Below are 26,372 nucleotides of genomic sequence, written 5' to 3'. Positions count from 1 at the left end.
GTTACTGGTTGCTGTATTGATGTTCGAGAGCGTTCCCTGTAGGTTTTCCCCCGCGGTATAGCCACTGGCGTCGGGAGCGAAAGCCTGCGTGAGATTCACGTTGACCTGCTGGCTGACCTGATCCAGTTCCTTTGGATGCGTGACGAATATTATCGATACTTTGATCCGCTTTCGCGATAAGACCGCGAGACTGAAAGTCAGCCATCACCTGCCCGGCTTGAACGCTGACCTGGTTGAGATTTGCCGTTACCACGCGAGTGTTGGCCAATGAACTCTTGAGGTCACTAGTTATTTGCTGATCGTTGAGCAAGGCGCCGACGGGTCCGTGTCCCTGGCGGATGCCGGTAACGATCCCGTTTGTGTTATCGACGGTATTTTTGATAGAGTCCAGCGTGCCATCAAGACGAGTTCTGATGTCGACGATAGTCGTATTGGCTTGATCGACGGTTCCGCTAACCTTCTGGAGGATCGCGGATAGTTCGACCGGTTCCCTGCCTCGGATCGTGCCACCGTCCGGGACAAGCTGAGCCGTTTCGCTCCCGCTGTGAATGAGCAGGAACTTATCCCCGACGAGTCCGTCCGTTTCAACTGTTACAACAGAGTCTGTGCGAATTAAACTCTTCAGCTTGCCGTCGATGTGAAGTTTTAGTCGGAACTTGCCCGTGGGCTTCTGCGGAATCTCCATCTTCGTTATCTCGCCTGCCTCAAAGCCGTTGACACGCACGTGTGCGCCAGAGTTGAGACCGTCGACATCGGCGAGGTCTGTGTAAAAATCGAGATGATGACTGAACGCCTTATGCTGGTCGCCAACAAGGAAAAGACCGATGCCAAACAAGATAACGCCGAGGATGAGAAAGGCTGCAACTGCGCCGCGATAAGGTTTCATTCTTAGGTCTCCGAAAGCAATTTGCGGACCGTGTGGTTTTGATTTTGTTCAAGATCGGCGAAACTTCCGAAGGCAACGAGAGCTCCGCCATCTATAACAGCTACCTTGTCGGCAATCTTGCGTGCGCCGCGGATGTCGTGGGTGACGATCACCATCGTAGTGTTGCGTTGTTTCTTAACGGCAAGGAGCAGGTCGTCGATTTCAGAGGCTGTAATTGGATCCAAACCACTGGCTGGCTCGTCGATGAGTAATATCTGTGGATTGAGAACCATGGCGCGTGCGAGCCCCGCACGTTTGCGCATTCCGCCAGAAAGCTCAGCGGGCATCTTAGCTTTGTCTTGTTCGAGTCCGACCTGACGCAGAGCTTCATCAACCTCCTGGTTGACCTCATCCTGAGACTTGCCTTTGGCAAGGCGTTTGAGCGGCAGCGCTAGATTATCGCCGACACTGAAGGAGTCAAATAGGGCCGCGCTTTGAAAAAGGAAGCCCATCTTCCTTCGAATTCGTGAGAGGTTGTCTTCGTTGAAGTGGGAGATGTCTTCAGACCCAATGCGGACCTCCCCCTTGTCTGCCTGGAGAAGGCCGATCATTAGTTTGAGCGTAATGCTCTTGCCGACGCCGCTTCTTCCCAGGATGCAAAGCACTTCGCCTCTCGCGATTTGGAAAGAGATATCCTTGAGGACGTCCCTGTCTCGAAAACGCTTGGACACATTGCAGAACTCTACTGCGATGGAGTCGCTCATAGGGCCTGCTCGGGAAAAAGAAAAAGGATGAGTTTAACCAGAATGACGTCACTCAAGATGATGAGCAGAGAGGAGAGGACGACGCTTGAGGTCGAGGCGCGGCGCACGCCGGATGAGCCCTCGTTGATGGTGTAACCGAAGAAGCATGAAACCGTACCGATGATGAGCCCAAACACCGCGGTTTTTAGAGTGGGCGGTATAAAGTTCGGCATCTGTACTGATTTGAAGGCCTCGCTGGTATAGAGCAAGGGCGAGATGTGGGAGCTCAAGTGTTCGGCTGCGTAACCACCCATCAGTCCCGCGAAATCAACGAAGAGGGTGAGTAACGGAAGCGCAATAATACAGGCCACAATTCTGGGTACGACCAGGAACTTGACTGAATCGATTGACAGGGTCTCGATGGCATCGATCTGTTCGGTAACCCGCATATTGGCAAGTTCCGCGCCGATTCCGGCTCCGACTCTGCCTGCCACGAGAAGTCCCGCCACCAGTGGGCCCAGTTCATTGAAGAAAGACATTGATTGCAGGTTTGGTATCAGTGCTTCGGCGCCAAACTGTACCAAGGTGCTCCTGGTATGCAACGTGGTGACGACGCCGATCGCAAAACCAGCGGCCACGACGAGCGGCAGCGAACGCCAACCAATTTCCGCAATCTGAACGGCCAGTTGTCGCCACTCATAAGGAGGGCGAATACCGCTAATCAAAGCAGCAAATCCGAAAAAGATCAGATCCCCGGCAATCTGAAGAAAAGTGTTCAGAACGGTCTCCGTTCATTCAGTTCTCGTCGTAAGAACGCCAGCTTGGCAGGCACAACAACATGAGCTGTCCTCGCTGCGCATGTGTAAGACAGCATTTCGTGGCTCTGGGCCGGAGCCCTAGGTACAGTTTGGCCGGCGTGCACGGATGAATGAATCAACGCTCGGGTTGACCACCGATAACATCAATCCTCGACGTGAAGAACAGCGCTCGATGCGTAGCGCAGAATCGGTACTTGACAAAAAGCACTCTCCATTTTCGACCGGCCGCGTTGACGGTCGATGTCCATCGTTTTCATCACACCGTGCAGCTATAATGATACCAGCCGTTATGATTGGTTTAAATCTGAACAAAGAAGCTCCCGACAACAGTCGAGCTGCCTCAGACTTGGAAGGGGCCGCGCTGAACTCCGATCAAGGCGTCCACGGAATCGTGTTTTCGAACAAGCATGGATGCGCAGTGACCTGTTCCGCCAATTATGTGGAAGTTGTACGCTCGGCACTGTAGGTCGACTCTAATTTACCGATCTGGTGAGTAGCTGTAGATGACGACAACCGCGACGATCGGGGATCTATGGTGTCTGCAAGCCATACGCCACGAACCCATCAGGCCGAACCAATATATCTTCCTGTCCGGCTTGAGCGGTCAGAGTAGACCAGGTTACGTTCTCATCACAGAAACTGAAGTCCGTCCCGACCTTATAGGCCTTTGTGCGAGTGATGGCGGGCCCAAGAACCTGCTGAGCCGATAACGTGGAGGTGGGTCCCTGGAGAAGCACGTACCCCTTGCCGAAAAGGTCCAAAGTGGACATTCGCTCACCTTCCAGTGTGATCCAGGCATGAGGAAACCTCGTTCCTGGCTGGCCGGCGAGCTGCTCCACAGTTCCATTACCAGTCTCCTCCTGCGACGCGGCGCTGTATTTGTACTTCAATTGCAACGTGCCAAGATTCTGTAGCTGGCGAAACGCTTCCTGATTTGATTCAGTTCGAATTTCGAATCGGGCATCAAAGTCGGATCGCAACGATGCCTGTTTTCCGTTGCGAATTGCCACCGGACGACGCTCTTCCTCATACGTGTCAAGCAGCATGGGATCGGCACCTTCCTGCATGACAGCCGCGAGCTTCCATACAAGGTTGTGTGCGTCGGCAACACCAGTATTCCCATTCAGCCCGCCCCATGGGGGCATCGTGTGTGCGGCATCTCCAGCCAGAAAAACGCGACCAGCACGAAAGGAATGTGCGACGCGGACGCCGGTGCTCCACGTCGTTTTGGCAAGGATTTCAATAGGTAAGTTCTCTTCGCCTATTGCCGACCGTAGCAACTCGATGATCTGGGTGTCAGGTTGCTCGATGGGGCTTGAGGAGATTGGGTCGTACTCCAGGTGAAATGACCATTCCGTAGTGTTGTTCTTTGAGAGAAAGATTCCGCGTACCTTTTCGTTAGCTATCTCGCATTGGCTGAAGGTGCGGTTGCTGACCGCTTCTTTCAGGTCGGCCCTGAAGAATATGTTTAGGTAGTGTGTCTCGACGGCTGTCTGGCTGTTCGTGATGCCGAGCTCTCGACGCACGAAACTACGACCACCATCCGCCCCGATCAGGTACTGAGCAGAGATGGTAAGTTCGACCCCTTGCATATTGTTAACGTGGGCCAGAACGCCTGCATCGTCCTGAGTGAGTCGTTTAAGCGCACAGCCGTAACGAAGGTCTGCGCCGCGGTCCTTTAGCGCCTGTCTCAGAACTGGGTCAAGAAGACTTTGCGGGCAGGGACAGAACGAAGATGGTGACGGATCGTTTCCCATCATAGCCATCATGGCTTCCCTCGAGGGCATATTCAGCGCTTCGGAGCTAAGCATGGTGCGCCCGCGACGCGCACCACCAAATCCGCCTTGTTCCCACGCAGCTTTGCCTGCAGCCTGGACGGCATCTTCCAAACCCACCTGCCGGAGAATTTCTAAAGTCCGGACATGCCAACCACGCGCACGAGGAAGGATCGATTCGCTCTCATCTTTCTCGATCAAGATGAAAGGAATCTTGTACTTTTGTAAGAAAAGTGCGGCTGAAAGTCCGACTGGACCTCCGCCCACGATTAGGACGCCTGTCTTGTCAGTCATTGCTTTACCTCTGGTGTGCTTGGAATCCACTACGGCTGGTTGGGGGTTTCGAGAGACCTGACGTTGTTGCAGGAGCCTCTAGATACCTGTGATTGCACAAGCGACGAGAGCGATTAGACCGCCGACTATGGCCAGGTTGGATCCAAGCAGTTGCAGTCCTTGCGCCCGTCCGTTGTTTGTCATAAGGTCCTGTAATGGAAAAGAGACCGTAGCGGCAAGAACATAAATGATCAGTAGCCAAGTGAGAGGAACCATAAACAGTCCCAGCGCGAGAAAGATTCCTCCTACCACCTCTAAAACAAAGGAAGCGACTAGGCTCACTGTCGCAAAAGGTATGTGATGCTTCCGCATGAGCCCGGAGGTCTCCTGCCAACTACTGGCTTTTCCAACGGCCGACATTAGAAACATAAGCGCAACAAGACACCGCGCCACTGTGTAAAGCTGATGAGCATTCATCATCTTTCTCTCCTTACTACTGACGACAAGTTCTGGCTCTCACAGAAGGACGTCGACTCCCACTGGATGAAGTGCTGGACGGACAGGCATTTCTGCTAAAAGCACTTTCCGACAGGAAAGCGATGCATCCGACATTCTTGCTTGTTCGCTTCACAACCATCTGTGGGCTTTCTTCCAGAGGCGTCGTGGGCGCAGCAGGGAGCAATACCGCAGTCCGAAACGTCAAGTCTGAAAGGACCACTCACCTCGACTAGCTATAATGATACCAGCGGTTATGATTTGCCAAACTCGAAACGGAGGGAGCTCACGACGTCAGTCAAGCAGTCTCAAATGGCGTTGACTTGCGGCTCCGGGCCGTCGGTAGGCAACGACGTAACGCAAGTCCATCTTTTCGAAACTTAGAAAGGAGCTAATAATCGTGCCTCTGAATAGCTTGCAGGAATCCGTCGCGGGGGCGGCTGTATCCAAAACTCCTATGACTAACCCGGTACTGTGGTGGCGTGATGGCATCATTTACCAAATCTATCCCCGCTCCTTTCAAGACACCACGAACGATGGGGTCGGCGATCTCCGAGGCATTGAGCGTCGCCTCGACTATCTTGCATCTCTCGGCATCGCTGCCATCTGGATATCCCCGTTCTATCCCTCACCCATGGCCGACTTTGGCTATGACGTAGCAGACTATCGCGGTGTCGATCCACTCTTCGGCACGCTCGCCGATTTTGATTCTCTGCTGGCCGCGGCCCACGGCCGCAATCTCAAGGTCATCCTCGACTTCGTTCCAAATCACACCTCGAGTGAGCACCCCTGGTTTCTGGCCGCGCGCTCCAGCCGGACCGATCTCAAACGCGACTGGTATCTATGGCGCGATCCTGGTCCCAACGGAGGTCCGCCCAACAACTGGATGAGCCAGTTCGGCGGTCCAGCGTGGACCTTCGATCAAGCCACCGGGCAGTATTACTACCATTCTTTCCTGAAGGAGCAGCCAGATCTCAATTGGCGCAATCCCGAGGTGCGCAAAGCGATTTACAACTCGATGGCGTTCTGGCTCGACAAGGGTGTCGATGGCTTCCGCATGGACGTGCTTTGGCTCCTCATCAAAGACGATCAATTCCGCGACAACCCGCCCAATCCCGATTGGAAGCCGGGCCAGTCCACATCGTGGTCCGTGCTGCCCCGCTACACCGCAGACCAGCCCGAAACCCATAAAATCGTGGCCGAGATGCGCGCCCTCTGCGATACCTACGCGGAGCGCGTTCTCATCGGAGAGATCTACCTTCCGCTTCAAGAGCTGGTCGCTTACTACGGACGTCCGGACACTCTCGACGGTGCCGACATGCCCTTCAACTTGCACCTGATCGAGACCGAATGGAACGCAGACCGCATTGCTCAGCTCATCACCAGCTACGAGTTGCTGCTGCCGAGTGGCGCTTGGCCTAATTGGGTCTTAGGTAATCACGACCAACCTCGCATGGCCAGCCGCCTTGGACCCGCCCAGGCGCGTGTTGCGGCAGTTCTTCTGCTCACCCTGCGCGGCACGCCGACGATGTATTACGGAGACGAACTCGGGCTCCCGAACGCCCATATCGCTCCCGGGCAGGTCCGGGATCCAGCCGAGAAGAACCAGCCCGGCATCGGCATGGGACGCGACCCCGAGCGTTCTCCCATGCCGTGGGATAGCGGGCCAGGTTTCGGATTCACAACTGCGGAACACCCCTGGCTGCCGTTTGTCGATAACACAGCAGAATTTACGGTAGAGCACGAGGCTTCAGACCGCGCCTCATTTCTCAGCCTGTATCGGCAGCTTCTCGTGCTGCGGCGCGAACACCCTGCGTTGAGCGAGGGCGCGATTAAACAGGTGCAATCGGCAAATGGCGTTCTCTCGTATCATCGGGCATACCCGGAGCAGAACGAGGGAAAGACGATCCAGGTTTACCTGAACCTGACAGATTCTAAACAGGCGATTCCGCCAGTCAACGCGCAAGTGTTGCTGACCTCCTATCTCGACGGGGAGGGGAGGGTTGATGTATTTGAGACGCTGCGCCCGAATGAAGGAATAGTCTTGCTTCTATGAAATCATCTCTATCGAAGAGCATTTCGGCGATCAGGTCATTGTGCCGGGAGGTTTGAGCCCGGTCCGTCCAAAATCAGAAGTGGATTGCTCAAATGCCCTTAATGGAGGGGATTTTTGCGTGTCCTGGTGTCAACAGATGCTCTCGGAGGTTTCCCAATTTCGTGGCATTCGATCGAGTGAGTCTGAGATCGCGGTCGCTCCGCACTTAATGGCCGTCGCGCAGCTATAGCAGGTTTGCAGACGCGCCCTAGCCCACGGGAGATTTCCCGATGCACGTGACAATTGCGAGGTGCGTGTTTGTGAGATGAAATCGGCTCAACTGTTCAGATGATGGATCTATGGCAGCACGAAGGACAAGGAGACACAGTCACTATGAGTGGATTCAGCAAAGTGGAACATAAGCGTGGATTTCTTAGAGGACGCTTGTTCACAGCAGAGGTGAACATGCGATGGCGAACCAATTTTCTGCCAGTTGCGTGTCTCATGCTAGTTGTTGCCCAGCAGACACTCGCACAGCGGCTGCCCGTAGACTATGTGAATACGCTCATCGGTACTGCCCCGATCACCGACAAGGAGCATCTGGGTCGTAATCCTGCACCGGGCGAGGAGCTATATTCCGGAACCGTGAACCCATGCGCCATGGTTCCGGATCCAGCGGGGTATCTTTGTGTTGGTCCAGTAACCGGTTTCGATGGCGGATATCACGTGCGCGGATCAGGCTACCGTTTTGATGACGCGACCATCATGGGCTTCACGCAAATGAACGGCGAGTACAGTGACGAAAACAGGCTGCTGTTCATGCCGACTGTCGGATCCGTAAAGACTAACCCTGGCAGCCGAACCGATCCGTCTTCGGGATATAGATCGGCCCGAGACCCGCAAAGTGAGAAAGCATCAGCAGGATACTATTCCGTATTCCTGACAACCTATGGCATAAAAGTTGAACTGACCGCAACGGCGCACTGTGCCGTTCACCGCTACACATTTCCTGATTCTCGGCAGGCCAATATTCTCATTGACCTGGGTAATTCACGTCCGGCAGTTTCAAATGCCTCTGTGTCTGTAGTAGACACGCACACAATCGAAGGCTTTCAAACAGGCGGAAGCAGTACCGTTTATTTTCGTGCGGAGTTCAGTAGGGACTTCTCGTCTTCGGGAACCTGGAAGAATGGCATCTTGGCCAACAATTCTTCTGAGGTGACTGGAACTCCGGTCGGAGCTTACGTCACCTTCAACGCCACGGCGAAGGAGCCGATTCTTGTCAAACTAGGCACGTCCACCATAAGCCTGGCCGATGCCGCGGCCAATCTGAAGAAGGAGATACCGCGCGGAACAGACTTCGATGCCACTAAAGAACAGGCCAGGACACTCTGGAGCCAGATCCTGGATCGGATGATAGTTACAGGAGGATCTGAGGGTGATCGAACGAATTTCTACACCGCAGTGTATCGCATGGCAGCGGGCCCCAAGTACTCCTGGTTCCCGTTCTACGATGCCAATGGAATGCTTCTCGCTCGAGGTGACGATTGGGTATCGCACCGGGTAGCAAGTAAGAAAGGATTTTGGGGATGGCACTGGGGCGGGGGATATTGGGGGTCAGGAAACGTATCGAGCCTAGTGGGTCTATACAAAATGGGACTTCGTGACATCGACGCAAAGGCTGCGTATCAGGACCTGCGCAATCAGGCGATGAGCGGAGGGGGTGCTGCAGGACAAGCTTATCGACACTACGGGTACATACCTGCCGACTCTGGGGTGAACGATTACGTCAATCGCTCTATAGGCCTATCTGTCGACGATCGCGCTCTCTCCGAGCTGGCTAAGCTGACTGGCAATGATACTGATTCTGAGTTCTTCCTTAAGCGTTCGCAAAGCTATAAAGGGCTCTACAACACATCGCTGGGGTTCTTCGCACCACGTCGTGCAGACGGGGCGTGGATCCTTCCACTAGATCCGGTGGAACCTCACGCGGAAGACATATATCGAGAGGGCAATGCGTGGAACTACCTGTGGTTCAACACGGCGGACATCCCCGGACTCATCAACTTGCTTGGTGGTCCTCGCCAATTCGCTGCAAAGCTGGACACATTCTTTGCCGGCACCTACAACCCTAAGCTGCCGCTGCGTGACCTGACAGAGTAATAGGCTTATATTTCCATGGGAACGAGCAGTATCGACACATCCCCTATCTCTACAACGATGTTGGAGAACCTTGGAAGACTCAAGCACTCGTTCGAAGAATTCAGAAGGAGTTGTACCGTCCGATTCCCGCCGGACTCTGCGGCATGGACGATTATGGGGACCTTACGGGTTGGTATGTGACCAGCGCGCTTGGTTATCTGCAAGTTGATCTCGCAAGTGAATATTACGAGATAGGAAGTCCGCTTTTCCCGGAGGTGACGGTCAAGTTGCCGGGTAAACAACCCGGAGTGTTTACAATCCGGGCCAACCACGTGTCTGACGTGAATAAGTATATCCAGTCGGCAAAACTAAATGGCAAGCCGCTTAACGTTCCACGCTTTAGACAGGTCGATATGACTGCCGGAGGGAGCCTTGTCTTTGAGATGGGACCTACGCCGAATCTCAGTTGGGGAACTCAGAGCCTCGGTGACCTTCCAGATACTAGAACTAGGTAGACAGGACTGAAAACCTGGCACTGATCGCTCGAACGAGTGTCGGATTACATCGACAGCTTCTGTGGCTTTCAAATGCGCATGAACGACCGAACTCAGCCACGGGCTACACCTTTCCAGCGAATTCTTGGAAAAACCGGCAGAACTCCGCTGGCTGCTCTTCCGGTATGGATGCCCGCAGGAGTCGATAATCTTTCCGGTGACATCTCAGCCACGGCTTCGAGCATCTGCGCAACCTTGGCTCCAAGGCCCTTTTCGCCTCCGATGGCGAGGATGGGTATCTTCACCTTGTTCTCTTTCAGAGGCGTGGTTTGCTCGATGGCCTTGAAAGCAGCCCGATAGACGCCCAGAGAGCCGAGTGCGCCTTTCGTTCCGCTGAAAGTGCGTAGTGTCTCCTCGATGGCGGCCTGACTGATCGACTTCTGAGTGATGGCTGGTTTAGGTTCGTTAGTCTTTGGATCGATCACCGTTCGCCGAAAGTATCCGTACCACTTCTTCCCGCGAAGCATGACCCACCCCTTCTGATACGAGGTTCCCATTGATTCCTCAATTGCCGCATTGGCATATCCCAGCGTCTCAGGGCTTTTGCTCGTCGGCTCCTTCTCGTTTGCAACGTGAGTCTGAGTAATCGGGTCTGCGAAGATCAGCGGGCAGTAGAGGGAGCGGCCCCAGTGCAAACCACCTTCAGCGGTGCTAAGATCTCTCGCCTCATCGAAGTAGGCTTGCGCAACGGATTGATCGATTTGCCCGTGAGCCGCAACTGCCCCCAAGCTCAGGGCGACAAGGGTCGTAGATTTCTTCAGAAAATTAACCGTTCGCATCCCTAGCTCTTCCGATCTTGCTTTGGCTTCTTCGCACCATTCAGCGGTCTGATCAGTTGGTTTGTGATTGCCGCAAACATGAATGCGCCTGTCGCCTCGATCTCCTTGCGGGAAGCACCCTGCATGAACAGCCCCATCACCCCATTCGATGAAGCGAGGACAACCTGGGCGGCAAAATCAACGTCCGTCGTCAGCCTCCCTTCCACGTCCAATCGTGCAAGGCGTGTTCGCGTTATGGAATGGACTTCGCGGACAAGTTCCGGGTTTTGATTAGCACGCTCGATCATGAGCCGGAATAGCCATGGTCTGCTGAGAGAGAACTCGAGAAACATGTGCCAACCGCGTTGGAGATCCTCAAAGGCGTCCTTCGATGCCTGAATGTTGCGCTTTTGGTCGGTGAACTGCCGCACTCCGCGTGACACGATCTCATTCAACAGACCGTCTTTGTCGCCGAAATGGTGGTAGAGCGTAGGTGCGGTTATGCCTGCGGCAGTACACACTGCCCTTGTGGTTACACCTGCGGGACCATCCCGCTCAAGAATCTCCGAGGCACAAGCCAGGATTGACTCCTCTGTGCCTAATTTGGCGGCCATCTTCACCAGGCTCCTTTCGACTTGCATTGACTATAGCACTGCTATACACTCGCCACTATAGCACCGCTATAGTGCGGCCAAACTTGAGGAGAATCGAAAATGGCAAAGGCAGATCAGGAGAAGCGGGGAAGCGTCCTCGTCACAGGAGCGAATGGCGGCATCGGTCTGGGCGTCGTACGAAGGCTGGCCGAGACTGGATGGAATGTGTTTGCGGGGGTCAGAAGCGAAGCTTCAGCATCTGCAATTGACGCACTCCGCCATAAATCGATAACACCAGTTTTGCTCGATGTGACCGATGATGCAAGCGTCGCAACCATGCGACGTCAGATTGAGGCTGCGAGCCCGGCAGGCTTGGCGGCTCTCGTCAACTGCGCGGGCATCATCGTTGATGGTCCGCTGGAATTAATTCCGGTTGATCACTTCCGACTGCAGTTCGAAGTGAATGTCGTAGGTCCCTTCGCGGTAACTCGCGCCCTGATTCCCTCGCTTCGCCGCAAAGCGGGCCGAGTTATCAATATTGGCGCCGTCTCCGCGCGAACAACAGCACCCTTCTTTGGGCCCATCGCGGCGTCAAAAGCTGCACTCGCTTCTCTGACGGACGCGATGCGAATGGAGTTGGCGCCTTTCGGAATCAAGGTGGGGCTCGTCGAGCCAGGCGGAATCGGGACAGGAATTTGGAATACTTCTGCCGCCCTTCAGACAGAAGGCTTCAAGAGCCAGCCCAGCGAACTCATCAAGGTTTATAAACCTGCCATAGACGCAATGCGTGCGGCCTTCGCTAAAGCCGGAATGGATCAACCGAAAGTCGTCGTTGATGCGGTTGTCGATGGTCTTACCCGCAGCGGTGGCCCCAAACCGCGGATTCTCGTCGGCAAGGGAGCCTCCCAATTGGCGTTCCTGAGCCACTTGCCTATCAATCTTCGCGATTCGTTGCTGATGTCGTCTTTGGGAATCAGCAAAGCTTTGCGACCGGCGGCAGAGCAGCTAGTCCGCTCTGAGGCGACACCACTTCAACAACGTTAGCTTGAAGGGAGTGTTCTTGTGGATTTACATCTCAACGGAAAACGTGTCCTCATCACTGGTGGCTCAAGAGGCATCGGATTGGCAGCGGCAGAGTCGTTTGCAGAGGAAGGTTGCCATGTACACCTCGCCGCGCGAGACAAAAGCGAACTGGAAGAGGCCGCAGACAGGATACGCGGCCAATTCGGCATTAAAGTTGTCATTCACGTCGTAGACCTGTCGCTTACCAGCGATGTCCAACGGCTCGCGAATGAGGCTGGCGAGATCGACATACTAATCAACAATGCGGGAGATATTCCTGTCGGGTCTATCGTGAATGTATCCGACACCCTGTGGCGCAAGTCCTGGGACTTAAAGGTGTTTGGGTATATCAATTTGACCCGTCTGATCTACGCTCGGATGAAGGCCCGCGGTGCGGGGGTCATCATCAATGACATCGGAGCTTCGGGAGAGAGACCGGATTTCGATTACGTTGTCGGCAGTTCGGCAAACGCAGCCTTGATGGCGTTGACCAAAGCGCTGGGTGGACGAAGTTTAGAAGATGGCGTGCGCGTCGTCGGCGTAATCCAGGTCCTGTGGAGACCGATCGAACTCTTTCGCTCATGAAGGGGCTAGGGAAAAGCCGGTTTGGCGATGAGGCTCGCTTTACCGAGTTTACCGAGCGCTTTCCTCTGAAACGCGCAGCATCGCCCAAAGAAATCGGGGATGCCATGGCATTCCTCGCGTCCGATCGGTCTGCATACACGAGTGGCGTGATTTACACGATTGATGGCGGGCTCTGTGCAAGGGGATTTTGAAACTTCTCTGCCTCAGTTCGCTAACCACGGCGAGGTTAGGCTGCTTGCTCGGATACCGCCCTTAGTGCGCCCGGGATTCGAGGGTAGATGATGAAATCGGATGCCGAAGACGAAATCGTCAGACCAAATTGGGAGAGTGTGCATGTTTGTCCAGGCTGCGGACGCGTCATCAACCTGGCGGATTTGGACATGAGAGTAATCACTACCGGCATCGTGACCTGCCCCAGTTGCGACCGGTCAGGACAAATCGAAATACAGATTGTCGACGAAGTGCCTCGGAAAAAGCCGACTTCGGTCCGTTCCTAGCACGAAGCCGAAATAGGGAGTGGCAGTTGTTGGTATTTCTTCTTGTGAGGCATTTCCCGCATGTATGCGGGTACAAATCGCTGGCAACCTTTGTGTCACCATCTGCGCCGCAACCACGTAGGAGCTAGGCAGGGAGGGCGTAGCTGAACACAGGTTCACGTCGGCGCGGTCTCGATGGCGTCGCCATGATGCGCAAGAATCGATACCTGTCGGAAATATTAGAGAGATATCGCTAGTTGCTCAGACCAACTACTTTCCGAATGAGGGGGATCTGCGGCCGCTTGTACGAAGTATTCCGCCACGTCAGGCCGCCCAATCTTGAATCCCATGCGAGGAAGATGCCCAAGCCGTACCCGGTAATTCCCGGTGAACGGTGTGTCAGTGAGCTGCGGGGGACGGACGATTGTCCAGTCGAGATCGCTCTTTTGGAAGATACCTTCCAACGCAGCCGAGTCGGTTACCACAGTCGGGAAGAGTAGCTTTGCCGGCCGGTGAGAAAGAGATCGCGCTCATGATTTGTGATCGTTCCTTCGATGCAGACGGGTCACTGCTTTATCCATCGATTGACTCGTCTCTGGCGGGACATCTAGGAGTCAGCCATGAATATATGGGGGGTGTGCTTGGAGACGTGATGCTCGTCAACGGTGCGCCGTGGCCTCGGCTTGAAGTGTTCAACACTCGATATCGTCTCCGTATTCTCAACGCCTCAAACGCGAGAAATTTGGAACTCTCGCTCGAACCTAGTCCGAAGGACGGCCCTGTTTTGCTGCAAATCGGCAGCGACGGAGGACTGTTGGAGAAACCAGTGCCGCATCGCTCTCTGCCGATCGCTCCCGCTGAGAAATTCGATATCATCGTGGACTTTTCGCAATACAACATCGGAACTAGTATCACTCTAAGAAACAAACAGGCGACTGATAACGGCGCAGACATCATGCGATTCGACGTTGTTCGGCGAGAAAAGGACGATAGTTCAATCCCTGAGAAGCTGTCTGATTTCGAGCGCTCGGATCCCCACGATGCCGTTACAACTCGTTTGTTCGACTTTTCCTACGGACCTTGGACGGGGTCTTCGTTATCAAGGTTCCTCTGCAGCGTCGCGGAGGATCCGGCGCCGCGAAGTAAGGAAGCGTGCCGCCATGACATTTCAAGCTCATCCCACAATGCACCTTAGACCGCGCAGCGTAGTTTCCACGGCCTTCAGCAACGGCGTATGAGGTTCCTTGCCGAGAAAGCGCAACAGCTTCGTGTTGTCCAGTTTGATGGGCGCGGCCCACAGTGGCCGAGTTGCATACAGTTCGCGCATGGTTTCGTTGAACGGAGACGCTAGCCGGAGGAGCCACCATGGTAAGGTTTTCACGGGGATGTTTTGGTTGTCACAAGCTCGGCGGATCGCCATTATCATTTGAGTGCCATCTTCATCCCAATGTCCCCGAAAATGGAAGCTCTCGAATGTCGCAAGTTCCTCTGCGCGGTCCATCAACTGAGCGAATGCCTCTCCGGCGTCGGGCAGGTAACACCAAGCATGGCCGATGCCTTTAACTCCAGGATTCAGGATGCTTGTCACAGGCCGGTTGGGTTTAACGAGCGCTTGGGAAAACCAGCTATTGCCGGTCCTCGGTCCGAAGAAGTCGCCGAAACGCACAATGAGAGCACGCACGCCCTCCCGCCCAGCAGCTTCGAGCTTCTGTTCGAGAGCGATCCGGATTTTTCCTTTGTGCGTTTCGGCCTGTTGCGGTGAGTCTTCGCGGAGGTCAGGGAATGCGCCTGCACCGAAGTTATAAATCGTCCCTGGCAGCAGGACGCGGGCGCCGCTGGCTTGAGCCGCGGCGATGGTGTTGTCGACCATCGGCAGTACAAGCTTTGCCCATTTGCGATATCCGGCAGGATTGACAGCGTGCACGATGGCGTCGACGCCCTTCGCGGCCATCACTACGGAATCCCGGTCAAGGGCATTCCCCTTGACCCACTCATACGAGTCAGCGGAGTCTTTGGGGCATCCGTTTCTTGCAAGCGCGCGGATGTTCCATCCGTGGTGGGCGAGCGCGATCGCTGTTTCGGCTCCGATACCCCTCGTGGCGCCCACTACGAGGGCAGTTCGCGTTGCGTTTGTTATCGCGTGCCTCCTCTTACTTATCTGCAATCTTGATAGATTATGCGGCGCAAGAGAGGATTCAGGTTCCGCTGGTTAATTGTGCTTGCCGGCAAGGGCCGCAATTACGGGGACAGCAATGTTCTGCTCATCCTGAAAGCCGCCTAAATGGATCCACTCTGGCCCGGATTTATCCGGGGTCGTTTTGTCTCTGGAAGGCTCGCAATAAGCGCGGGCCCCCTTCGGTTTCTCCCGGCCCTCATCCCGCTTAGCCTCTGGCCCCAGCTCGCCGGCTGCGCGGCAGGTCGACGTTCCGAGGTCGTTACGGAGCTCGCTGCGAGTCATGTGGAGCGCAGCAAGCTATTCCTTGCTTATTCTGACCGTCAGCAATGGTGAAGGGGTGGGACTCGGCGAAGTCTTTCTATCACCTTTCAATCCGTTCCAGGAACAGCCTTTCGTACTTGAGAAAGCAGCCCGTGTCCCGCATCAGGGCTTCAGCGGCGCCACACTCGGGATCAGTTTTGACATCCTCGCGATAAGCTCGAAAGGCAGCTTCACTTGGAAATGTAAACAGGGCTACGGCCACGTCTGAGGGGCTGTCATAGGCCAGCTCCGGGAAACTCACGCCAAGGCCTTCAGGAGTAGTGCGGGGCATGAAGTATCCGTGATGGGTTCCGCCGTAGCGGTTCACCAGTTTGATCCACATTTGGGCATACTTCACGAAGTCATTCCGCTTGCCCAGATCAAGCGTGTATCGTACCTGGCACGTTATTGGATTGCCGTCACTCACTCGAACGCTCCTGAGATCTGTTTCTTTTGATTCTACGAAGGCCAAGAACAAGACGCCGTATTCCCTTGAAGCCGGTCGCTTGCACTCCGGGAGCATCTCTAGACGGCGAAAGCTTCAAGATCGGCATTACTCTACGCACTTTAAGATATTGGGATCGGCGAAGCCTTGAATGCTAAATACTCGGAGATCGCCAGTTGTGCACGCTTCTCAAATGATTCAAATCGAACAATACTCGTTCCTGATTGAATGGGGCTCGCCACGAGAAAAAGCTCATAGCACATTGGAACAAGCCAGGATACCCGGCGAGGTCTGGACGGAGCCTCGAAATGGGAGTCACGACGATTTTCGAGTCGCATAATCGATGATTGCTTCGGCCGCTCCCTTATACCCGCCGGCTCTCGCGATGTTGTCCTGCATCTGGCTGACCCGACCTCTGACATCCTCATTACCCGCGATTGCCGATGCATTCTGCAACAAGGATTCTGCTGTAATCGCTTCCCGTTCTACCACTACTCCACATCCCAGAGCCTGTACACGGTCTGCCGTGAGCCTCTGCTCTTTAATAGAAGGCACCAGGACCATCGGTACGCCACAAGCAAGGCTCTCCATAACACTATTCAAACCTCCATGGGTAACGAACACGTCTGCGTGCGGCAGAATCGCAGTCTGTCGCACGCTTCGGGCTACTATAAAGTTTTTGGGGACCGGCTCCAGAAGGTTCAGATCGATGTGATTGCCGACCGACATAACAGCTTCCCACTCTTCTGCTCGAAACCCCGAAAAGCAATCGCGATAAAACTCGGGGTCGTCATTTCTCATGGTTCCCAGCGATATGTAAACGCGACTACGGCGCATGTCGCTTTCTGCAAATGGCCACGACTCATTCTGGCGCTTAACAAGACAAGGCCCTACAAACAGGAATCGATCATCGAAGGATCCCGCATCGTGTTGAAGCTCTTTCACAATGAACATCAGTGTCCGGTCGTCTTCTTGCGAGACAAGATCGTTCAACCCCAAAGCGGACTTTCCATAGGAGGTCATGAGAGACGACAATCCTTGGTCCGTCGCAGCCGCAAGTCTCGCTAATCTCTCCGTGGAGAACGGGGGACCCACGCGTCTTGAAGCACGAGGCGCGTGAAATGGACGAAAGCCTATCGCTGGTAGATCGAGAATGTTGGCGGCTAAACGCGGCCACAGGCTTAGCGTGTTGTAAACGATGCAATCAGGCCGAAGTGCTTGGAGTTCTTCGACCAGTTTGGGGATGACCTGCGGTGCCTGGTGTCCCATGGCGAAGGGCATCAGAGCGATTTGCCGGTCGTCCGGTGCAGGCACCGCTTGAGGCGAACCTCCTCCTAATCGCTTCAACGGCGGAAGCGGATGAAATGTGGCTCCTGCTCGCTCTATGTCCTGCCGGTACTTCTCGCCGATGAAATAGTGAACATCGATCCCTTGGCGAACGAGTTCCTCGACGATGGGAACTGTTGGATTGAGATGTCCCTGAGCAGGAAGATTGAAGAACGCAATCAATGGCATATGAAATATCCTTCCCAGTTCGTACGCGACAAACAGTTCTCGTTCCGGTTATTTGATTAGGCGGTTCGGTGGCTTCGAACCGAGCGATGCGGTTTGGAAACCCTTGCTCGGTCACAGGAAGAAGAGGCTGCTGCCACGCCAAGCATTAGCTGCCAGTTGTAGCCTTTCCCAAGCCTTTCCAAAAGGAATCTAGTAACGCCGATAACGTCTTTTGCGAAGAGTGAAATGGCGCACAGCCCACGAGATGGAACGAGATCGTGGCATGAAACAGGGCATACAGATGAAGGGCGGCCATCTTAGGATCAACGTGTTCGCCGACCTCGGACTTCTGCCGCGCCAGTGCAAGACGCTCCTGCAACGCTGCGATCATGGCCGCCGCTACTACATTTACCTTGTCCCTCGACTCTTGCTTTCCGGCGAGAAACTCGCGCCAGAAGTGGCGTGACAGTTCCGAATCGGCTTCGTACAGTTCCAGAAACGCCCCGAAGTAAGCAAGTACAGACTTACGGATTCTCCCGGAGCGAAGCTGGGACGCGCTATCAACAATGAGTTGTTCCAGGCGCTCTGTGAAGATCAGCAACAGCAGATCACTCTTATCGCGTACATACAGGAATAGCGTTCCGACGGCAATGTCTGCGGCATCGGCGACCTGCTGAACAGTTGTTTGCTCATAGCCGTTCCTCGAGAAAAGGTCAGCACTCACGTCAATGATCCGTCTGCGCTTTTCTGCTTTGCCGCGTTCGCGACGCGAGAGGGTCGGAGTAGTCTTCAGCTTGTTGATGAGTCACCTCATTTATGAGTATACTCAGTTTATCGCAAAAGATGAGGTGAAGAGATGACGTTCGCCAAACTTACGTTTCGGATTGCTGCTATCTGGGGATTCGTTGTTATTGCCCCCATGTTCTTCCTCTACAATTTTATCGGTCGCCAAGATCCACCCGCACTGTCGCACCCGCACTTCTACTTCGGTTGGCTAGGAGTTACTCTCGCGTGGCAGGTGCTTTTCTACATCCTCTCTACTGACCCCGTCAGATACCGCCCGATTATGATTGCGGCGGTGCTGGAGAAGCTTGGTTTCGTTCTCGCCGTCGTCATCCTGCTCGGCCTGAAAATGGTCAACACGCAGGAAGCCGTCACCGCTTTTCCCGACGCAGTGCTCTTGGGCTTCTTCCTTGCGGCGTACAAGAAAACCGAGACTCCTCTGGCTGCTTAGAGAATCCTCGGTCGGCGCCGGGGCATATTACCGCAGTGTGGAACGAGCCACTCGCTTTGACTGCCCCTTGCTGCGTGCGGGCGTTTTATCGTGTTGCGCGAGTTGGCGACAATTCATAAATGCTCTTGAGAAGAGGTTCATGTCGCCAGCTCCTTACCTGCTTAAGTGAGCTATAGCTGACCTGTGGGAAAGTGTCGGACATTCAATCATTCGGCCTTTTGGCCTACATCCGACTGACGTAGTTGAGCCATAAACTTTGAATCAAACGAGATTTGTGAGATGCCTGATTGCCCAGTGACGTAGACGGTTTGTCCATCAGGCGCCAGGTGCGCTCCCCAAGGAAGGTCCTTATTAAGGGTGTCGCCCAAATCGATTGGTTTACCCCAGTGATTGCCGTCACGAAAGGCAATGCACAAGCGTCCCAGGCCACCTTTTACCTTGCCATAGTCAAGAACCATGAACGATTGATCCGGTGCCACTGCGGGATCATGCACAGACACCGTTGGATCACCAACGGTCACAAGTTCGGCTGCTAGGTATCTGCCGTCCCTAAAGGCAGAACGCCAAATGTGCATCGCCTTCTCGGTTGAGTTCCAACGCATGAAATACAGCGTGCCGTCCGCAGCGAGGCTTGCAAAATCGATGAAGGCGTCGGTATTGATGGTTGGACCTAACCAGACAGGTTTGCCCCAGCTGGCACCAATGCGGTTCACTCTCCAAATGTTTGAGCCGGGTGCAGTGCCTCCAACAAAGTAATTCTGGGTCAGCGGCTTACTACCGGGTCTGACTGGACGATCCGAATTGAACAGGAGATAACTGCCATCGGGAGCGACCAAGGGATCTTGATCGAACCACTGTCCCGAAAAGCTCGCGACCTCTGCCTTTGCCCAGTGGCCGTGAAGTCGATGGGACACCATGATGGTCTTGTGCGGACCTTCGCTACGGTCGAAGAATACTGTATTTCCGTCTGGTGTAAACGCCAACGTGTCGTCGCTGTCAGGGTGGATATTGCCGTCCAGCGTAACGGGCGTCGCGGACTGTGCTGTCAGCAAGAGAGGAGTGAGCCAGATCAAGCTTCCAACCAACGCTATTAATCCAAGGCGGCATTTGTGCCCCAAAATGCCAGAAGCAGTGTCGTGGCTGTTCATCGTCTCCACTCTCTTTCGATTGGTCTAGATCTGAGTTGAAAATTCGGGGCGTTGCACGTGTATGTTTTGTGGCTAGCGGACAGGTTGTCGCGACCTCGGGCGATACGCCCACAGCGCCTGCGCCTCTTCCGCAATCAAATCGGGCATCTCCTCAGGGAAAAAGAGGTTCGCGTCTTCAAGACGGCGGATGCCACGGGAGCCCGAGAACCTATGATCCAGCCACTCAGCCCACTCGACACCGAAGAAGCTGTCTTTCAGCGCCCAAACGATACGGACAGGATTCTTCCAACGTTCCAGATCGCTACGTATGGGGACAAGTACGCTGTCGCCAAGAGCCACGGTGTATCGATCAAGCTGGATCTTTCGCGCAGGCGAGGCAATCAATGGAGTGAAGTACATGTCGATGGTGCTGTCCGTCAAACTGTCAGGATGCGTGTACTGACCACCAATCCCTTTTACCGATCTTGCAAGTTGCTTATTAGCGAGCTGAGGAGTTACATAGCGCTCCGCAAACATGTGGCGCTTTGCAAGGGCAACTGCGGGCAGAAACTTCTCCGGAGGATTGTTGGTATCCACATCGCAGTTGCTCAGAAGTAGGGTGCGGACCCGTTTCGGGTGGCGCGCAATGAGTAGCTGGGCAACGAGGCCTCCCGCATCGTTGGCGACAACGTCGACATCCTGCACTTTTAAGTAGTCCAGCAAAGACGCCAGCATCTCGACCTGGGTTGCGGGCGTGATGTCCTGTTCATCACTGCCCTCACTGTAGCCCATGCCCATCAGATCAGGTGCAATACAGCGGCGATACGGAGAGAGCCTCTCGAGCGCACCGCGCCATTGAAAACTATTGAGCGGGAAACCGTGAAGAAAGAGTGCGGCGCGAGGACCGTGGCCGCGTTCCAGGTATGCGATGCGTCCCATGGGCAGTGTCGCGAAGCGACGATTCGCCGAGTACCACTCTGTGTCCAGTATGGACCTGGTTTGAGCTAGGGCAGAGGTCGGAATGGTCAAAGCCATCAATGAGGAAGCTGACATTTCAAGGAACGATCTGCGATTCATCCATTCAGTGTGGATCGGACGATTGCTTGAGATCGCGCACATTCGGCGACTGGGAGCACAATCCGCTGACGAAGATGTCTACACCGCATTGCGTTCCCGTTTCTTTACCTCGCGCGGTCTAAGCCCAAGAATGCGTCCCATTTGGCGCGCCATGTGACTCTGGTGCGCAAAGCCAACTGCCAGCGCGACCTCTGCGATCGAAAGCTTGCTCTCCTGAAGAAGTGCTTTTGCTCGTTCTACACGGCGCTTCACCACATGCTGATGAACTGTGATGCCCATCGTTTTGCGAAATAGCGACGTCAGATGCGACGAACTGACACCAACCGAACCAGCAATCTCCCTAAGAGTGATATCGGCGCCTAACCGATCTTCAATGTACGCGAGAACAGCTTTCAACCGATGCCCTGTCAGGGCATCGTGCAGCGGATCGCTGAGGTTATCCTCGTCTCTATGACAGGCCATCAGACGGGATGCCGCTGACAATCCGATGCCGTCCAGATAGGCCTCGCCGGACGGGCAGCCATCTTCGATTTCTCGTGCCGCTGCTGTCGCCAAGGATTCCAGAACTGGATCGCGCACCTGAAAGCGATTGAGCGAGACGATCTCGGGATCGGATTGAGGCGAAGATGCCAACTGGAGAAGCGAGTAGGGCAAACTCAGCAAAATCGAGCGGTCCGCATCGCCGACCAGCTTCCAGCGTGCAGGCGTGTGTCGGGGAACGACATCGATATCCCCATGCACGGCAGTTCCAGAAAAGTGACGCCGGGCACGGTGGCAATCCACGCGGGTAGGTCCACCAATATGGACGCTTACCAAAACACTTTCAAGGCCGGGAATCTCCATGATGCCTGGGGGATCTCGACGTATTTGGACAACCAATCCATTCGGACGAATTGCACTCGCGACAATCACAGTAGCCTGCTTGATCTTCGCCTCTCCTGAACCAATGTTCGCCCGAGCTTAAACCGACTTGACCACAAGTCTAGAAGTCTTCTTTGTCGTGAAACAAGACGTTGCGCGATGCACGATCTGAAATGCTTGACTGCCCAAGTGCTTCTGTAAGAGACCGACTAGACTGGCCACGAAGTTGGTTTCCGCGGCCCTCTTTCGGTAGTCCGAACTGAGTCTTCGCTCCATCTAGTTATAGACGTACGTACGTCTATAATGGAGGCAGGTCGCCGTCGGATCATTCGTCTCACGACTAAGCGAGCTTGATAGGACTTCCCAAATCATTAGGAGGAAAGTGATGAGTGTGTGTGCAGATGTGTCGTTATCCAAACTTGAGGTGCTGGGTTCCAGCATCGCCTACCGCGAGGCCGGTGACGCGGAGGCGCCGGTGGTGCTTTTCCTGCACGGAAACCCAACCTCGTCCTACATCTGGCGCAACATCTTGCCGATCGTTGCACCCGTTGGCCACGGGATTGCGCCAGACCTCATCGGGTTCGGCCAGTCCGGCAAACCGGAAATAGAGTACAGCTTCGCCGATCACGTGCGGTATCTCGATGCCTTCCTTGAGAAGGCCGGAATCACTTCAGCTTATATCGTGGCCCAGGACTGGGGTTCCGGGCTGGCCTTTCATCTAGCCGCCCGTAGACCGGGCTTCGTTCGAGGTCTGGCCTTCATGGAGTTCATCCGTCCCATGCCGACCTGGGATGACTTCCATCCCGATCAAGTGGAGACATTCCAGAAATTCAGGACGCCGGAAGTGGGCGAGGAGATGATTCTCGACAACAATCTCTTTATCGAGGGCGTTCTACCGGGAGCCACGGTACGGAAGTTCACAGAGGAGGAGATGGCAGTCTACCGTGCACCTTTTATCACTCGCGAATCCCGTCGGCCCACCTGGAAGTTTCCGAACGAACTCCCGATTGCGGGAGAACCCAAGGATGTGTATGCCACGATGGAAATCGCGCATAAGGCCCTTGCGGAATCAACCTATCCAAAGCTCCTGTTCGTGGGCGACCCCGGAGCTCTGATTTCTCCTGCGTTTGCCGAGGAATTCGTCAAGGGCCTGAAAAACGCCAGCCTGGTTAAGCTCCGGTCCGGCTTGCACTATCTGCAGGAGGACCATCCGGATGTGATCGGAGCAAACGTGAAGGAGTGGTTACTGGAAATCGGCATCAGCGCCAGTCCAAAGCAAGTGCTCAGTCTGCAGTAATTCCAGCGGCGCAGCCGAACTTTTTGCTCACACGGCTGCGCTCTTGCCCACGTTATCACGTGGATATGGTCGAACTTGGGTTTCCCAAGACGTACGTACGACAATAGGTAGATATGAGAGCTTCTCTGCGCGAAGAGATTCTGAAATCAGGCCTCAGGCTGATGTTCCAGTTTGGCTATGTGGGTGCGTCGGTGCGCGATATCTGTAGTGCGGCGGGAGCACCCACGGGGTCGTTCACCAACCACTTCGGATCAAAAGAAGTGTTCGCAAAAGAGGTGTTGGACCGCTACTTCCTGAATCTTCAACGTCATGTGAAGAACGCCCTTGAAGACACATCGCTCTCGCCAAGGCAAAGACTGGAGCGTTACATAGAGAACATGACGGATGTTCTGGCGGCTGACAAATGGGGCCGCGGCTGTCTAATCGGGGACTTCAGTCTTGAAACCGCTGGTCAAAGCAAAATACTCCGCAAGCGATTGGAAAGCATCTTTCAGGAGTGGCGTCAGCCCTTCGCCACATGCATTCAGGAGGCGCAGGAGTGCGGTGAGATTGATTCAACGTTTGCGCCGGTTGATCTCGCTGAATTTCTTCTTGCTTCTTGGGAAGGCGCCATTCTAAGAATGAAGGTGGAAGGAGGCCCGGCTGCCCTGCACCGATTTCGACAAATCGTTTTCGGAACGGTCCTCAAGAAGTCAGGGACAGTCTGCTTGGGTGATCTTTCTCAGTTCCACCCCCCGGGGCAGCGCTCGTAACACAATGCCACGGAATTTCCCGACGACGATGAGGGCTGTGGCCACGAACGTCAGGGGTGTCGCTGTAAGCGCCGCTCGACACCGGTGCGTTTCGTGACGATGAAAGCCAACCTAAGAATTGCCCTTTGAAGGGCAAGCTGGATCGAGGGTTAGAAAACCCTGACTTATCTGAATGAAGCGCAATCGCACAAGAAGAGTCTTCGGGAGTCCGTCCCGCGACGCACCTCCTTCCTTGGCGACGCCGTATGCTAGTTGATAAGTTTTCACAACTCCCCCGTCTGGCAGTTTCCGATTGTCTTCCCCTCTTTCATTGGCGGTCTCCCTTTTTATCGGCTGTGAGATCGGTAGGCCGATCCCTTGACTAGTGGAATGTAAAAACTAATGAAAGCTGCAGCGGAAAGTCCCAGCAGAAGTCCTAACGCAATGGTGTGTCAATCGCCCCATTGAGATGAGGGATGATATGCAAGGATGAAATAGGTCTGCATCCAAATTAAGATGCACGTGAGCAGCCCGGGAGAGTATTCGCGATAACGAACCGCCCACCATATGTGCCAGATGCTATTGCAGAAGCGCTCAATCGCCCAAGCAAGCGGCAGGAAGAGGTAGCGATCGCCTTGACGGTCGTACAGCACGATGCAAGAGCTCATTAAAACGAGGTAACCTGCGTTGAACCAGAAGAACATAACCCAGGAATATTCTGGCCACCAGTGCTTCCTCACTTTCTCCACGAAGCTTCCGCCTAGCAGAGACTCGTCGAGAATGTGAATCAGGTAAAAGGCCAGCATCAGCCAGAATGAAGCAACGAGCGGAATCGTCATGACAAACCTCCCTGCGAATTCTGCGGCGTCGGGCTCAGCGGTGATCCGCCTCGTTCTTTAGCCACTTCTGCGTCCGACAGAGTCGGGCGGACGCATCCATATAGACTTTCTAGGTCGCGACTTAAATCGCTCAGGGATCGAGATCGGTCATGGCCTGTTTAGAGCGTGCAATCTTCAGTCAATCTCCTCAGGTTGAAGTTCGTAGAATCTGCGTTCGTCTGTCACAATCACACCGCTCTGCTGTATACATCGAGAACCCTATATCAACGCCTGATCCCCGACCGGAGTCCGTTGACTACAAATGAGCCAGTATGTCTACGCAGCTGCGTATGGCAGGAGGACGATAGCGCAGTATTTCTCCCGCATCCCATTGTGCGAGCTTCAGTCCATTCCATTGCCATCTATGGTCGCGTTGAAGCGACAGCCTAGAATAGCCATGCCCAGATAAAGGCGATCCAAAGAACTCTATTGGCAATCCCGCCTGTGGCTCTGCGATCCGCCCCCTGTGTGCATTTAGCATTTCTCCACGCCGATCAAACACTCACGCTCCGTGAACACTTGCAACAAGACCGTCGCCCTTCAAAGGGAGGTCCTCTTGATTGGAGGCGCACGAGCCGAAACAGTCAAGATGGCAGCTTTTTAGAAGATAGGCAGAGATAGGTAACCGGCAGCCGGCGTGGCCTGCAAGTGACACGGAAACATTCGACGAATGCTGGAGAAGTATCCCTTAGTTCAACAAGGATGTTGATCTCGCTCCGGCCTGACAGTCCGACCAGCCGTCTTCGGGCAGTCAAGAATCAGGAATTACCCGCGAGCACAGACGTGGACTCACTCGGTGACCCTTAGTGAAAGTTGACCTCTTACTGGAATGAAGTCTTGGGGTCGACTGCTTCTCGTTGTCAAATTTGACGCGAGCCTCCGCCACAGTTTCATGATTCGTTCGGGCCCAATCGGATACACCTCGCAATTGAGCGAATAACGATTGACCAAGAGAACTGAGGCTGTATTCGACGCTAGGGGCTTTGTCGGGAATACGACTCGTGTTACATAACCATCGCGTTGCAAGTCATGCAAAGTCTGCTTCGGCATTCGCTGCGAATGCCAGGGAAAAGCCGGCGGAGCTCTCCCAAGCGCTGCCGTCGCTCAGCAAGCGCCATCATGAGAAACGTAGTCCATTTGCCGCTGATTACTTGAACGATGTCAAAAAGTCGAACACAGTTGAGCATATGCTAGCTGGACTGGAGCCGTCGTGTCCGAGAAGATGCGATCCGAGTTGCGTCGTCGGTCCAATCATAGCTGGTTCCTTAAACCTGCCTATCTTCCGATAAACTGCCTTCTTTACGGCCGGCGCGTTGCCGACTCTAATCAGGATATTGCTTTCCAGACCCGTCATCGCGGGGACGGCCTTGGATACTGTTGACCAGAGGATTGATCGGGAGCTGTAATCGCGTTGAGATCTTACAAAGAATCACAGACGTTCAGGGTTCTTGTCTATGACCCCAAAGATGAAAATTCGGGAGTCGTTGCGGCCGTAGAGGGCATTAAAACCATCCATACAAATCGGTACCGGGCGGAGCCGCATGAAACCAGTGAGAAGCAATTTGTTTGAGGCTATTG

Annotated in this window: 28 protein-coding genes and 1 pseudogene; 10 read left to right on the top strand and 19 right to left on the bottom strand. The window is 54.4% G+C overall.

Features of this window, described 5'->3' with window-relative positions; all coding sequences use genetic code 11:
- Window position 1 precedes the first annotated feature (1 nt).
- The 5 genes from ACPOL_RS13250 to ACPOL_RS13225 form a co-directional block, all read right to left on the bottom strand.
- A complete protein-coding gene (locus tag ACPOL_RS13250; RefSeq protein WP_114207480.1) occupies window positions 2–886 on the bottom strand; it encodes an MlaD family protein in 885 nt (294 codons plus the stop codon).
- Between the two features lie 2 nt (window positions 887–888).
- Complete coding sequence (locus tag ACPOL_RS13245; RefSeq protein WP_114207479.1) at window positions 889–1,629, bottom strand: ABC transporter ATP-binding protein; 741 nt, start codon at window positions 1,627–1,629, stop codon at window positions 889–891.
- Window positions 1,626–2,333, bottom strand: coding sequence for an MlaE family ABC transporter permease (locus ACPOL_RS13240; protein WP_236657454.1), 708 nt, complete (start codon window positions 2,331–2,333; stop codon window positions 1,626–1,628). The genes ACPOL_RS13245 and ACPOL_RS13240 overlap by 4 nt, the downstream gene beginning before the upstream one ends.
- A gap of 623 nt (window positions 2,334–2,956) precedes the next feature.
- Window positions 2,957–4,495, bottom strand: coding sequence for an FAD-dependent monooxygenase (locus tag ACPOL_RS13230; RefSeq protein WP_114207476.1), 1,539 nt, complete (start codon window positions 4,493–4,495; stop codon window positions 2,957–2,959).
- A gap of 78 nt (window positions 4,496–4,573) precedes the next feature.
- The gene (locus ACPOL_RS13225) at window positions 4,574–4,954 is read right to left on the bottom strand and encodes a DoxX family protein (protein ID WP_114207475.1); all 381 of its coding nucleotides are present in this window, start codon (window positions 4,952–4,954) and stop codon (window positions 4,574–4,576) included.
- Window positions 4,955–5,369: 415 nt separating this feature from the next.
- Here ACPOL_RS13225 and ACPOL_RS13220 point away from each other — a divergent pair, with 415 nt between their 5' ends.
- The 3 genes from ACPOL_RS13220 (at window position 5,370) to ACPOL_RS35490 (ending at window position 9,661) form a co-directional block, all read left to right on the top strand.
- Window positions 5,370–7,025, top strand: a complete 1,656-nt coding sequence (locus ACPOL_RS13220; RefSeq protein WP_236657453.1) for an alpha-amylase family glycosyl hydrolase — start codon at window positions 5,370–5,372, stop codon at window positions 7,023–7,025.
- Between the two features lie 444 nt (window positions 7,026–7,469).
- A complete protein-coding gene (locus tag ACPOL_RS13215) occupies window positions 7,470–9,167 on the top strand; it encodes a glycoside hydrolase domain-containing protein (protein WP_275066515.1) in 1,698 nt (565 codons plus the stop codon).
- The gene (locus tag ACPOL_RS35490) at window positions 9,167–9,661 is read left to right on the top strand and encodes a glycoside hydrolase domain-containing protein (protein ID WP_114207472.1); all 495 of its coding nucleotides are present in this window, start codon (window positions 9,167–9,169) and stop codon (window positions 9,659–9,661) included. Before ACPOL_RS13215 ends, ACPOL_RS35490 begins: the two co-directional genes overlap by 1 nt.
- A gap of 92 nt (window positions 9,662–9,753) precedes the next feature.
- Here the strand turns inward: ACPOL_RS35490 and ACPOL_RS13205 are convergent, their stop codons facing one another.
- Window positions 9,754–10,479, bottom strand: coding sequence for a hypothetical protein (locus ACPOL_RS13205; RefSeq protein WP_114207471.1), 726 nt, complete (start codon window positions 10,477–10,479; stop codon window positions 9,754–9,756).
- Between the two features lie 2 nt (window positions 10,480–10,481).
- The gene (locus ACPOL_RS34745) at window positions 10,482–11,072 is read right to left on the bottom strand and encodes a TetR/AcrR family transcriptional regulator (RefSeq protein WP_161557329.1); all 591 of its coding nucleotides are present in this window, start codon (window positions 11,070–11,072) and stop codon (window positions 10,482–10,484) included.
- Window positions 11,073–11,171: 99 nt separating this feature from the next.
- Between ACPOL_RS34745 and ACPOL_RS13195 the strand changes: the two genes are divergently transcribed.
- The 3 genes from ACPOL_RS13195 to ACPOL_RS36235 are packed head-to-tail and all read left to right on the top strand — an operon-like array spanning window position 11,172 to window position 12,889.
- The gene (locus ACPOL_RS13195; protein WP_114207469.1) at window positions 11,172–12,095 is read left to right on the top strand and encodes an SDR family NAD(P)-dependent oxidoreductase; all 924 of its coding nucleotides are present in this window, start codon (window positions 11,172–11,174) and stop codon (window positions 12,093–12,095) included.
- A gap of 18 nt (window positions 12,096–12,113) precedes the next feature.
- On the top strand, window positions 12,114–12,698 hold the full coding sequence (locus tag ACPOL_RS13190; protein WP_201759207.1) for a short-chain dehydrogenase/reductase: 585 nt from the start codon (window positions 12,114–12,116) through the stop codon (window positions 12,696–12,698).
- On the top strand, window positions 12,695–12,889 hold the full coding sequence (locus tag ACPOL_RS36235) for an SDR family oxidoreductase (RefSeq protein WP_201759205.1): 195 nt from the start codon (window positions 12,695–12,697) through the stop codon (window positions 12,887–12,889). The genes ACPOL_RS13190 and ACPOL_RS36235 overlap by 4 nt, the downstream gene beginning before the upstream one ends.
- 524 nt (window positions 12,890–13,413) lie before the next feature.
- On the opposite strand, the gene ACPOL_RS36230 is transcribed toward ACPOL_RS36235, so the two are convergent.
- A complete protein-coding gene (locus ACPOL_RS36230; RefSeq protein ID WP_114207467.1) occupies window positions 13,414–13,659 on the bottom strand; it encodes an NAD(P)H-binding protein in 246 nt (81 codons plus the stop codon).
- Window positions 13,660–13,706: 47 nt separating this feature from the next.
- Between ACPOL_RS36230 and ACPOL_RS13175 the strand changes: the two genes are divergently transcribed.
- A complete protein-coding gene (locus tag ACPOL_RS13175; protein ID WP_150132994.1) occupies window positions 13,707–14,369 on the top strand; it encodes a cupredoxin domain-containing protein in 663 nt (220 codons plus the stop codon).
- Here the strand turns inward: ACPOL_RS13175 and ACPOL_RS13170 are convergent.
- The 5 genes from ACPOL_RS13170 to ACPOL_RS13150 all read right to left on the bottom strand — a co-directional run bounded on the left by ACPOL_RS13170 (window position 14,349) and on the right by ACPOL_RS13150 (window position 18,313).
- On the bottom strand, window positions 14,349–15,281 hold the full coding sequence (locus tag ACPOL_RS13170) for an NAD-dependent epimerase/dehydratase family protein (RefSeq protein WP_201759204.1): 933 nt from the start codon (window positions 15,279–15,281) through the stop codon (window positions 14,349–14,351). The two genes, ACPOL_RS13175 and ACPOL_RS13170, sit on opposite strands and share 21 nt — an antisense overlap.
- Before the next feature lie 102 nt (window positions 15,282–15,383).
- Entirely contained in the window at window positions 15,384–15,632 is a 249-nt protein-coding gene (locus ACPOL_RS13165; protein WP_114207465.1) for a hypothetical protein, read from the bottom strand.
- 79 nt (window positions 15,633–15,711) lie between these two features.
- Window positions 15,712–16,077 (bottom strand): NIPSNAP family protein, encoded by a 366-nt coding sequence (locus ACPOL_RS13160; protein ID WP_201759202.1) that lies wholly within the window; start codon window positions 16,075–16,077, stop codon window positions 15,712–15,714.
- Window positions 16,078–16,410: 333 nt separating this feature from the next.
- Window positions 16,411–17,610, bottom strand: a complete 1,200-nt coding sequence (locus ACPOL_RS13155) for a macrolide family glycosyltransferase (protein WP_114207463.1) — start codon at window positions 17,608–17,610, stop codon at window positions 16,411–16,413.
- A gap of 145 nt (window positions 17,611–17,755) precedes the next feature.
- Window positions 17,756–18,313, bottom strand: coding sequence for a TetR/AcrR family transcriptional regulator (locus ACPOL_RS13150; RefSeq protein ID WP_161557328.1), 558 nt, complete (start codon window positions 18,311–18,313; stop codon window positions 17,756–17,758).
- A 132-nt stretch (window positions 18,314–18,445) separates the two neighbouring features.
- Between ACPOL_RS13150 and ACPOL_RS13145 the strand changes: the two genes are divergently transcribed.
- Window positions 18,446–18,823, top strand: a complete 378-nt coding sequence (locus tag ACPOL_RS13145; RefSeq protein ID WP_114207461.1) for a hypothetical protein — start codon at window positions 18,446–18,448, stop codon at window positions 18,821–18,823.
- 206 nt (window positions 18,824–19,029) lie between these two features.
- Here the strand turns inward: ACPOL_RS13145 and ACPOL_RS13140 are convergent, their stop codons facing one another.
- The 3 genes from ACPOL_RS13140 to ACPOL_RS13130 all read right to left on the bottom strand — a co-directional run bounded on the left by ACPOL_RS13140 (window position 19,030) and on the right by ACPOL_RS13130 (window position 21,939).
- Window positions 19,030–19,971: a TolB-like translocation protein gene (locus ACPOL_RS13140; protein WP_114207460.1), complete on the bottom strand. Its 942-nt coding sequence runs from the start codon at window positions 19,969–19,971 to the stop codon at window positions 19,030–19,032.
- Between the two features lie 72 nt (window positions 19,972–20,043).
- The gene (locus ACPOL_RS13135) at window positions 20,044–21,003 is read right to left on the bottom strand and encodes an alpha/beta fold hydrolase (protein ID WP_236657452.1); all 960 of its coding nucleotides are present in this window, start codon (window positions 21,001–21,003) and stop codon (window positions 20,044–20,046) included.
- A 102-nt stretch (window positions 21,004–21,105) separates the two neighbouring features.
- Window positions 21,106–21,939 (bottom strand): AraC family transcriptional regulator, encoded by an 834-nt coding sequence (locus ACPOL_RS13130; protein WP_150132993.1) that lies wholly within the window; start codon window positions 21,937–21,939, stop codon window positions 21,106–21,108.
- A gap of 334 nt (window positions 21,940–22,273) precedes the next feature.
- On the opposite strand from ACPOL_RS13130, the gene ACPOL_RS13125 reads away from it, so the two are divergent.
- Complete coding sequence (locus tag ACPOL_RS13125; protein ID WP_114207458.1) at window positions 22,274–23,185, top strand: haloalkane dehalogenase; 912 nt, start codon at window positions 22,274–22,276, stop codon at window positions 23,183–23,185.
- A 113-nt stretch (window positions 23,186–23,298) separates the two neighbouring features.
- Complete coding sequence (locus ACPOL_RS13120) at window positions 23,299–23,937, top strand: TetR/AcrR family transcriptional regulator (RefSeq protein WP_114207457.1); 639 nt, start codon at window positions 23,299–23,301, stop codon at window positions 23,935–23,937.
- Between the two features lie 431 nt (window positions 23,938–24,368).
- Here the strand turns inward: ACPOL_RS13120 and ACPOL_RS13115 are convergent, their stop codons facing one another.
- From ACPOL_RS13115 to ACPOL_RS36220, 3 genes and pseudogenes are all read right to left on the bottom strand, one after another.
- Window positions 24,369–24,755 (bottom strand): HXXEE domain-containing protein, encoded by a 387-nt coding sequence (locus ACPOL_RS13115; protein ID WP_114207456.1) that lies wholly within the window; start codon window positions 24,753–24,755, stop codon window positions 24,369–24,371.
- Window positions 24,756–25,545: 790 nt separating this feature from the next.
- Window positions 25,546–25,797, bottom strand: a pseudogene (locus ACPOL_RS36225) (hypothetical protein); the annotation flags it as partial.
- A gap of 1 nt (window position 25,798) precedes the next feature.
- On the bottom strand, window positions 25,799–25,981 hold the full coding sequence (locus ACPOL_RS36220) for a winged helix-turn-helix transcriptional regulator (protein WP_201759198.1): 183 nt from the start codon (window positions 25,979–25,981) through the stop codon (window positions 25,799–25,801).
- Window positions 25,982–26,372 lie beyond the last annotated feature (391 nt).

It is taken from the genome of Acidisarcina polymorpha, assembly GCF_003330725.1.
Lineage (GTDB): Bacteria > Acidobacteriota > Terriglobia > Terriglobales > Acidobacteriaceae > Acidisarcina > Acidisarcina polymorpha.
Note: the sequence above shows the minus strand (reverse complement) of the source record. Positions and strands in the feature narration are given on the sequence as shown.

What these genes read in the sequence shown, in the direction of transcription:
- ACPOL_RS13250 (WP_114207480.1), bottom strand. Translation starts at nt 886, where the DNA reads ATGAAACCTTATCGCGGCGCAGTTGCAGCCTTTCTCATCCTCGGCGTT.
- ACPOL_RS13245 (WP_114207479.1), bottom strand. Translation starts at nt 1,629, where the DNA reads ATGAGCGACTCCATCGCAGTAGAGTTCTGCAATGTGTCCAAGCGTTTT.
- ACPOL_RS13230 (WP_114207476.1), bottom strand. Translation starts at nt 4,495, where the DNA reads ATGACTGACAAGACAGGCGTCCTAATCGTGGGCGGAGGTCCAGTCGGA.
- ACPOL_RS13225 (WP_114207475.1), bottom strand. Translation starts at nt 4,954, where the DNA reads ATGATGAATGCTCATCAGCTTTACACAGTGGCGCGGTGTCTTGTTGCG.
- ACPOL_RS13215 (WP_275066515.1), top strand. Translation starts at nt 7,470, where the DNA reads ATGCGATGGCGAACCAATTTTCTGCCAGTTGCGTGTCTCATGCTAGTT.
- ACPOL_RS13205 (WP_114207471.1), bottom strand. Translation starts at nt 10,479, where the DNA reads ATGCGAACGGTTAATTTTCTGAAGAAATCTACGACCCTTGTCGCCCTG.
- ACPOL_RS34745 (WP_161557329.1), bottom strand. Translation starts at nt 11,072, where the DNA reads ATGGCCGCCAAATTAGGCACAGAGGAGTCAATCCTGGCTTGTGCCTCG.
- ACPOL_RS13195 (WP_114207469.1), top strand. Translation starts at nt 11,172, where the DNA reads ATGGCAAAGGCAGATCAGGAGAAGCGGGGAAGCGTCCTCGTCACAGGA.
- ACPOL_RS36235 (WP_201759205.1), top strand. Translation starts at nt 12,695, where the DNA reads ATGAAGGGGCTAGGGAAAAGCCGGTTTGGCGATGAGGCTCGCTTTACC.
- ACPOL_RS13175 (WP_150132994.1), top strand. Translation starts at nt 13,707, where the DNA reads ATGATTTGTGATCGTTCCTTCGATGCAGACGGGTCACTGCTTTATCCA.
- ACPOL_RS13165 (WP_114207465.1), bottom strand. Translation starts at nt 15,632, where the DNA reads ATGACTCGCAGCGAGCTCCGTAACGACCTCGGAACGTCGACCTGCCGC.
- ACPOL_RS13155 (WP_114207463.1), bottom strand. Translation starts at nt 17,610, where the DNA reads ATGCCATTGATTGCGTTCTTCAATCTTCCTGCTCAGGGACATCTCAAT.
- ACPOL_RS13145 (WP_114207461.1), top strand. Translation starts at nt 18,446, where the DNA reads ATGACGTTCGCCAAACTTACGTTTCGGATTGCTGCTATCTGGGGATTC.
- ACPOL_RS13140 (WP_114207460.1), bottom strand. Translation starts at nt 19,971, where the DNA reads ATGAACAGCCACGACACTGCTTCTGGCATTTTGGGGCACAAATGCCGC.
- ACPOL_RS13135 (WP_236657452.1), bottom strand. Translation starts at nt 21,003, where the DNA reads ATGTCAGCTTCCTCATTGATGGCTTTGACCATTCCGACCTCTGCCCTA.
- ACPOL_RS13125 (WP_114207458.1), top strand. Translation starts at nt 22,274, where the DNA reads ATGAGTGTGTGTGCAGATGTGTCGTTATCCAAACTTGAGGTGCTGGGT.
- ACPOL_RS13120 (WP_114207457.1), top strand. Translation starts at nt 23,299, where the DNA reads ATGAGAGCTTCTCTGCGCGAAGAGATTCTGAAATCAGGCCTCAGGCTG.
- ACPOL_RS13115 (WP_114207456.1), bottom strand. Translation starts at nt 24,755, where the DNA reads ATGACGATTCCGCTCGTTGCTTCATTCTGGCTGATGCTGGCCTTTTAC.
- ACPOL_RS36220 (WP_201759198.1), bottom strand. Translation starts at nt 25,981, where the DNA reads ATGCTCAACTGTGTTCGACTTTTTGACATCGTTCAAGTAATCAGCGGC.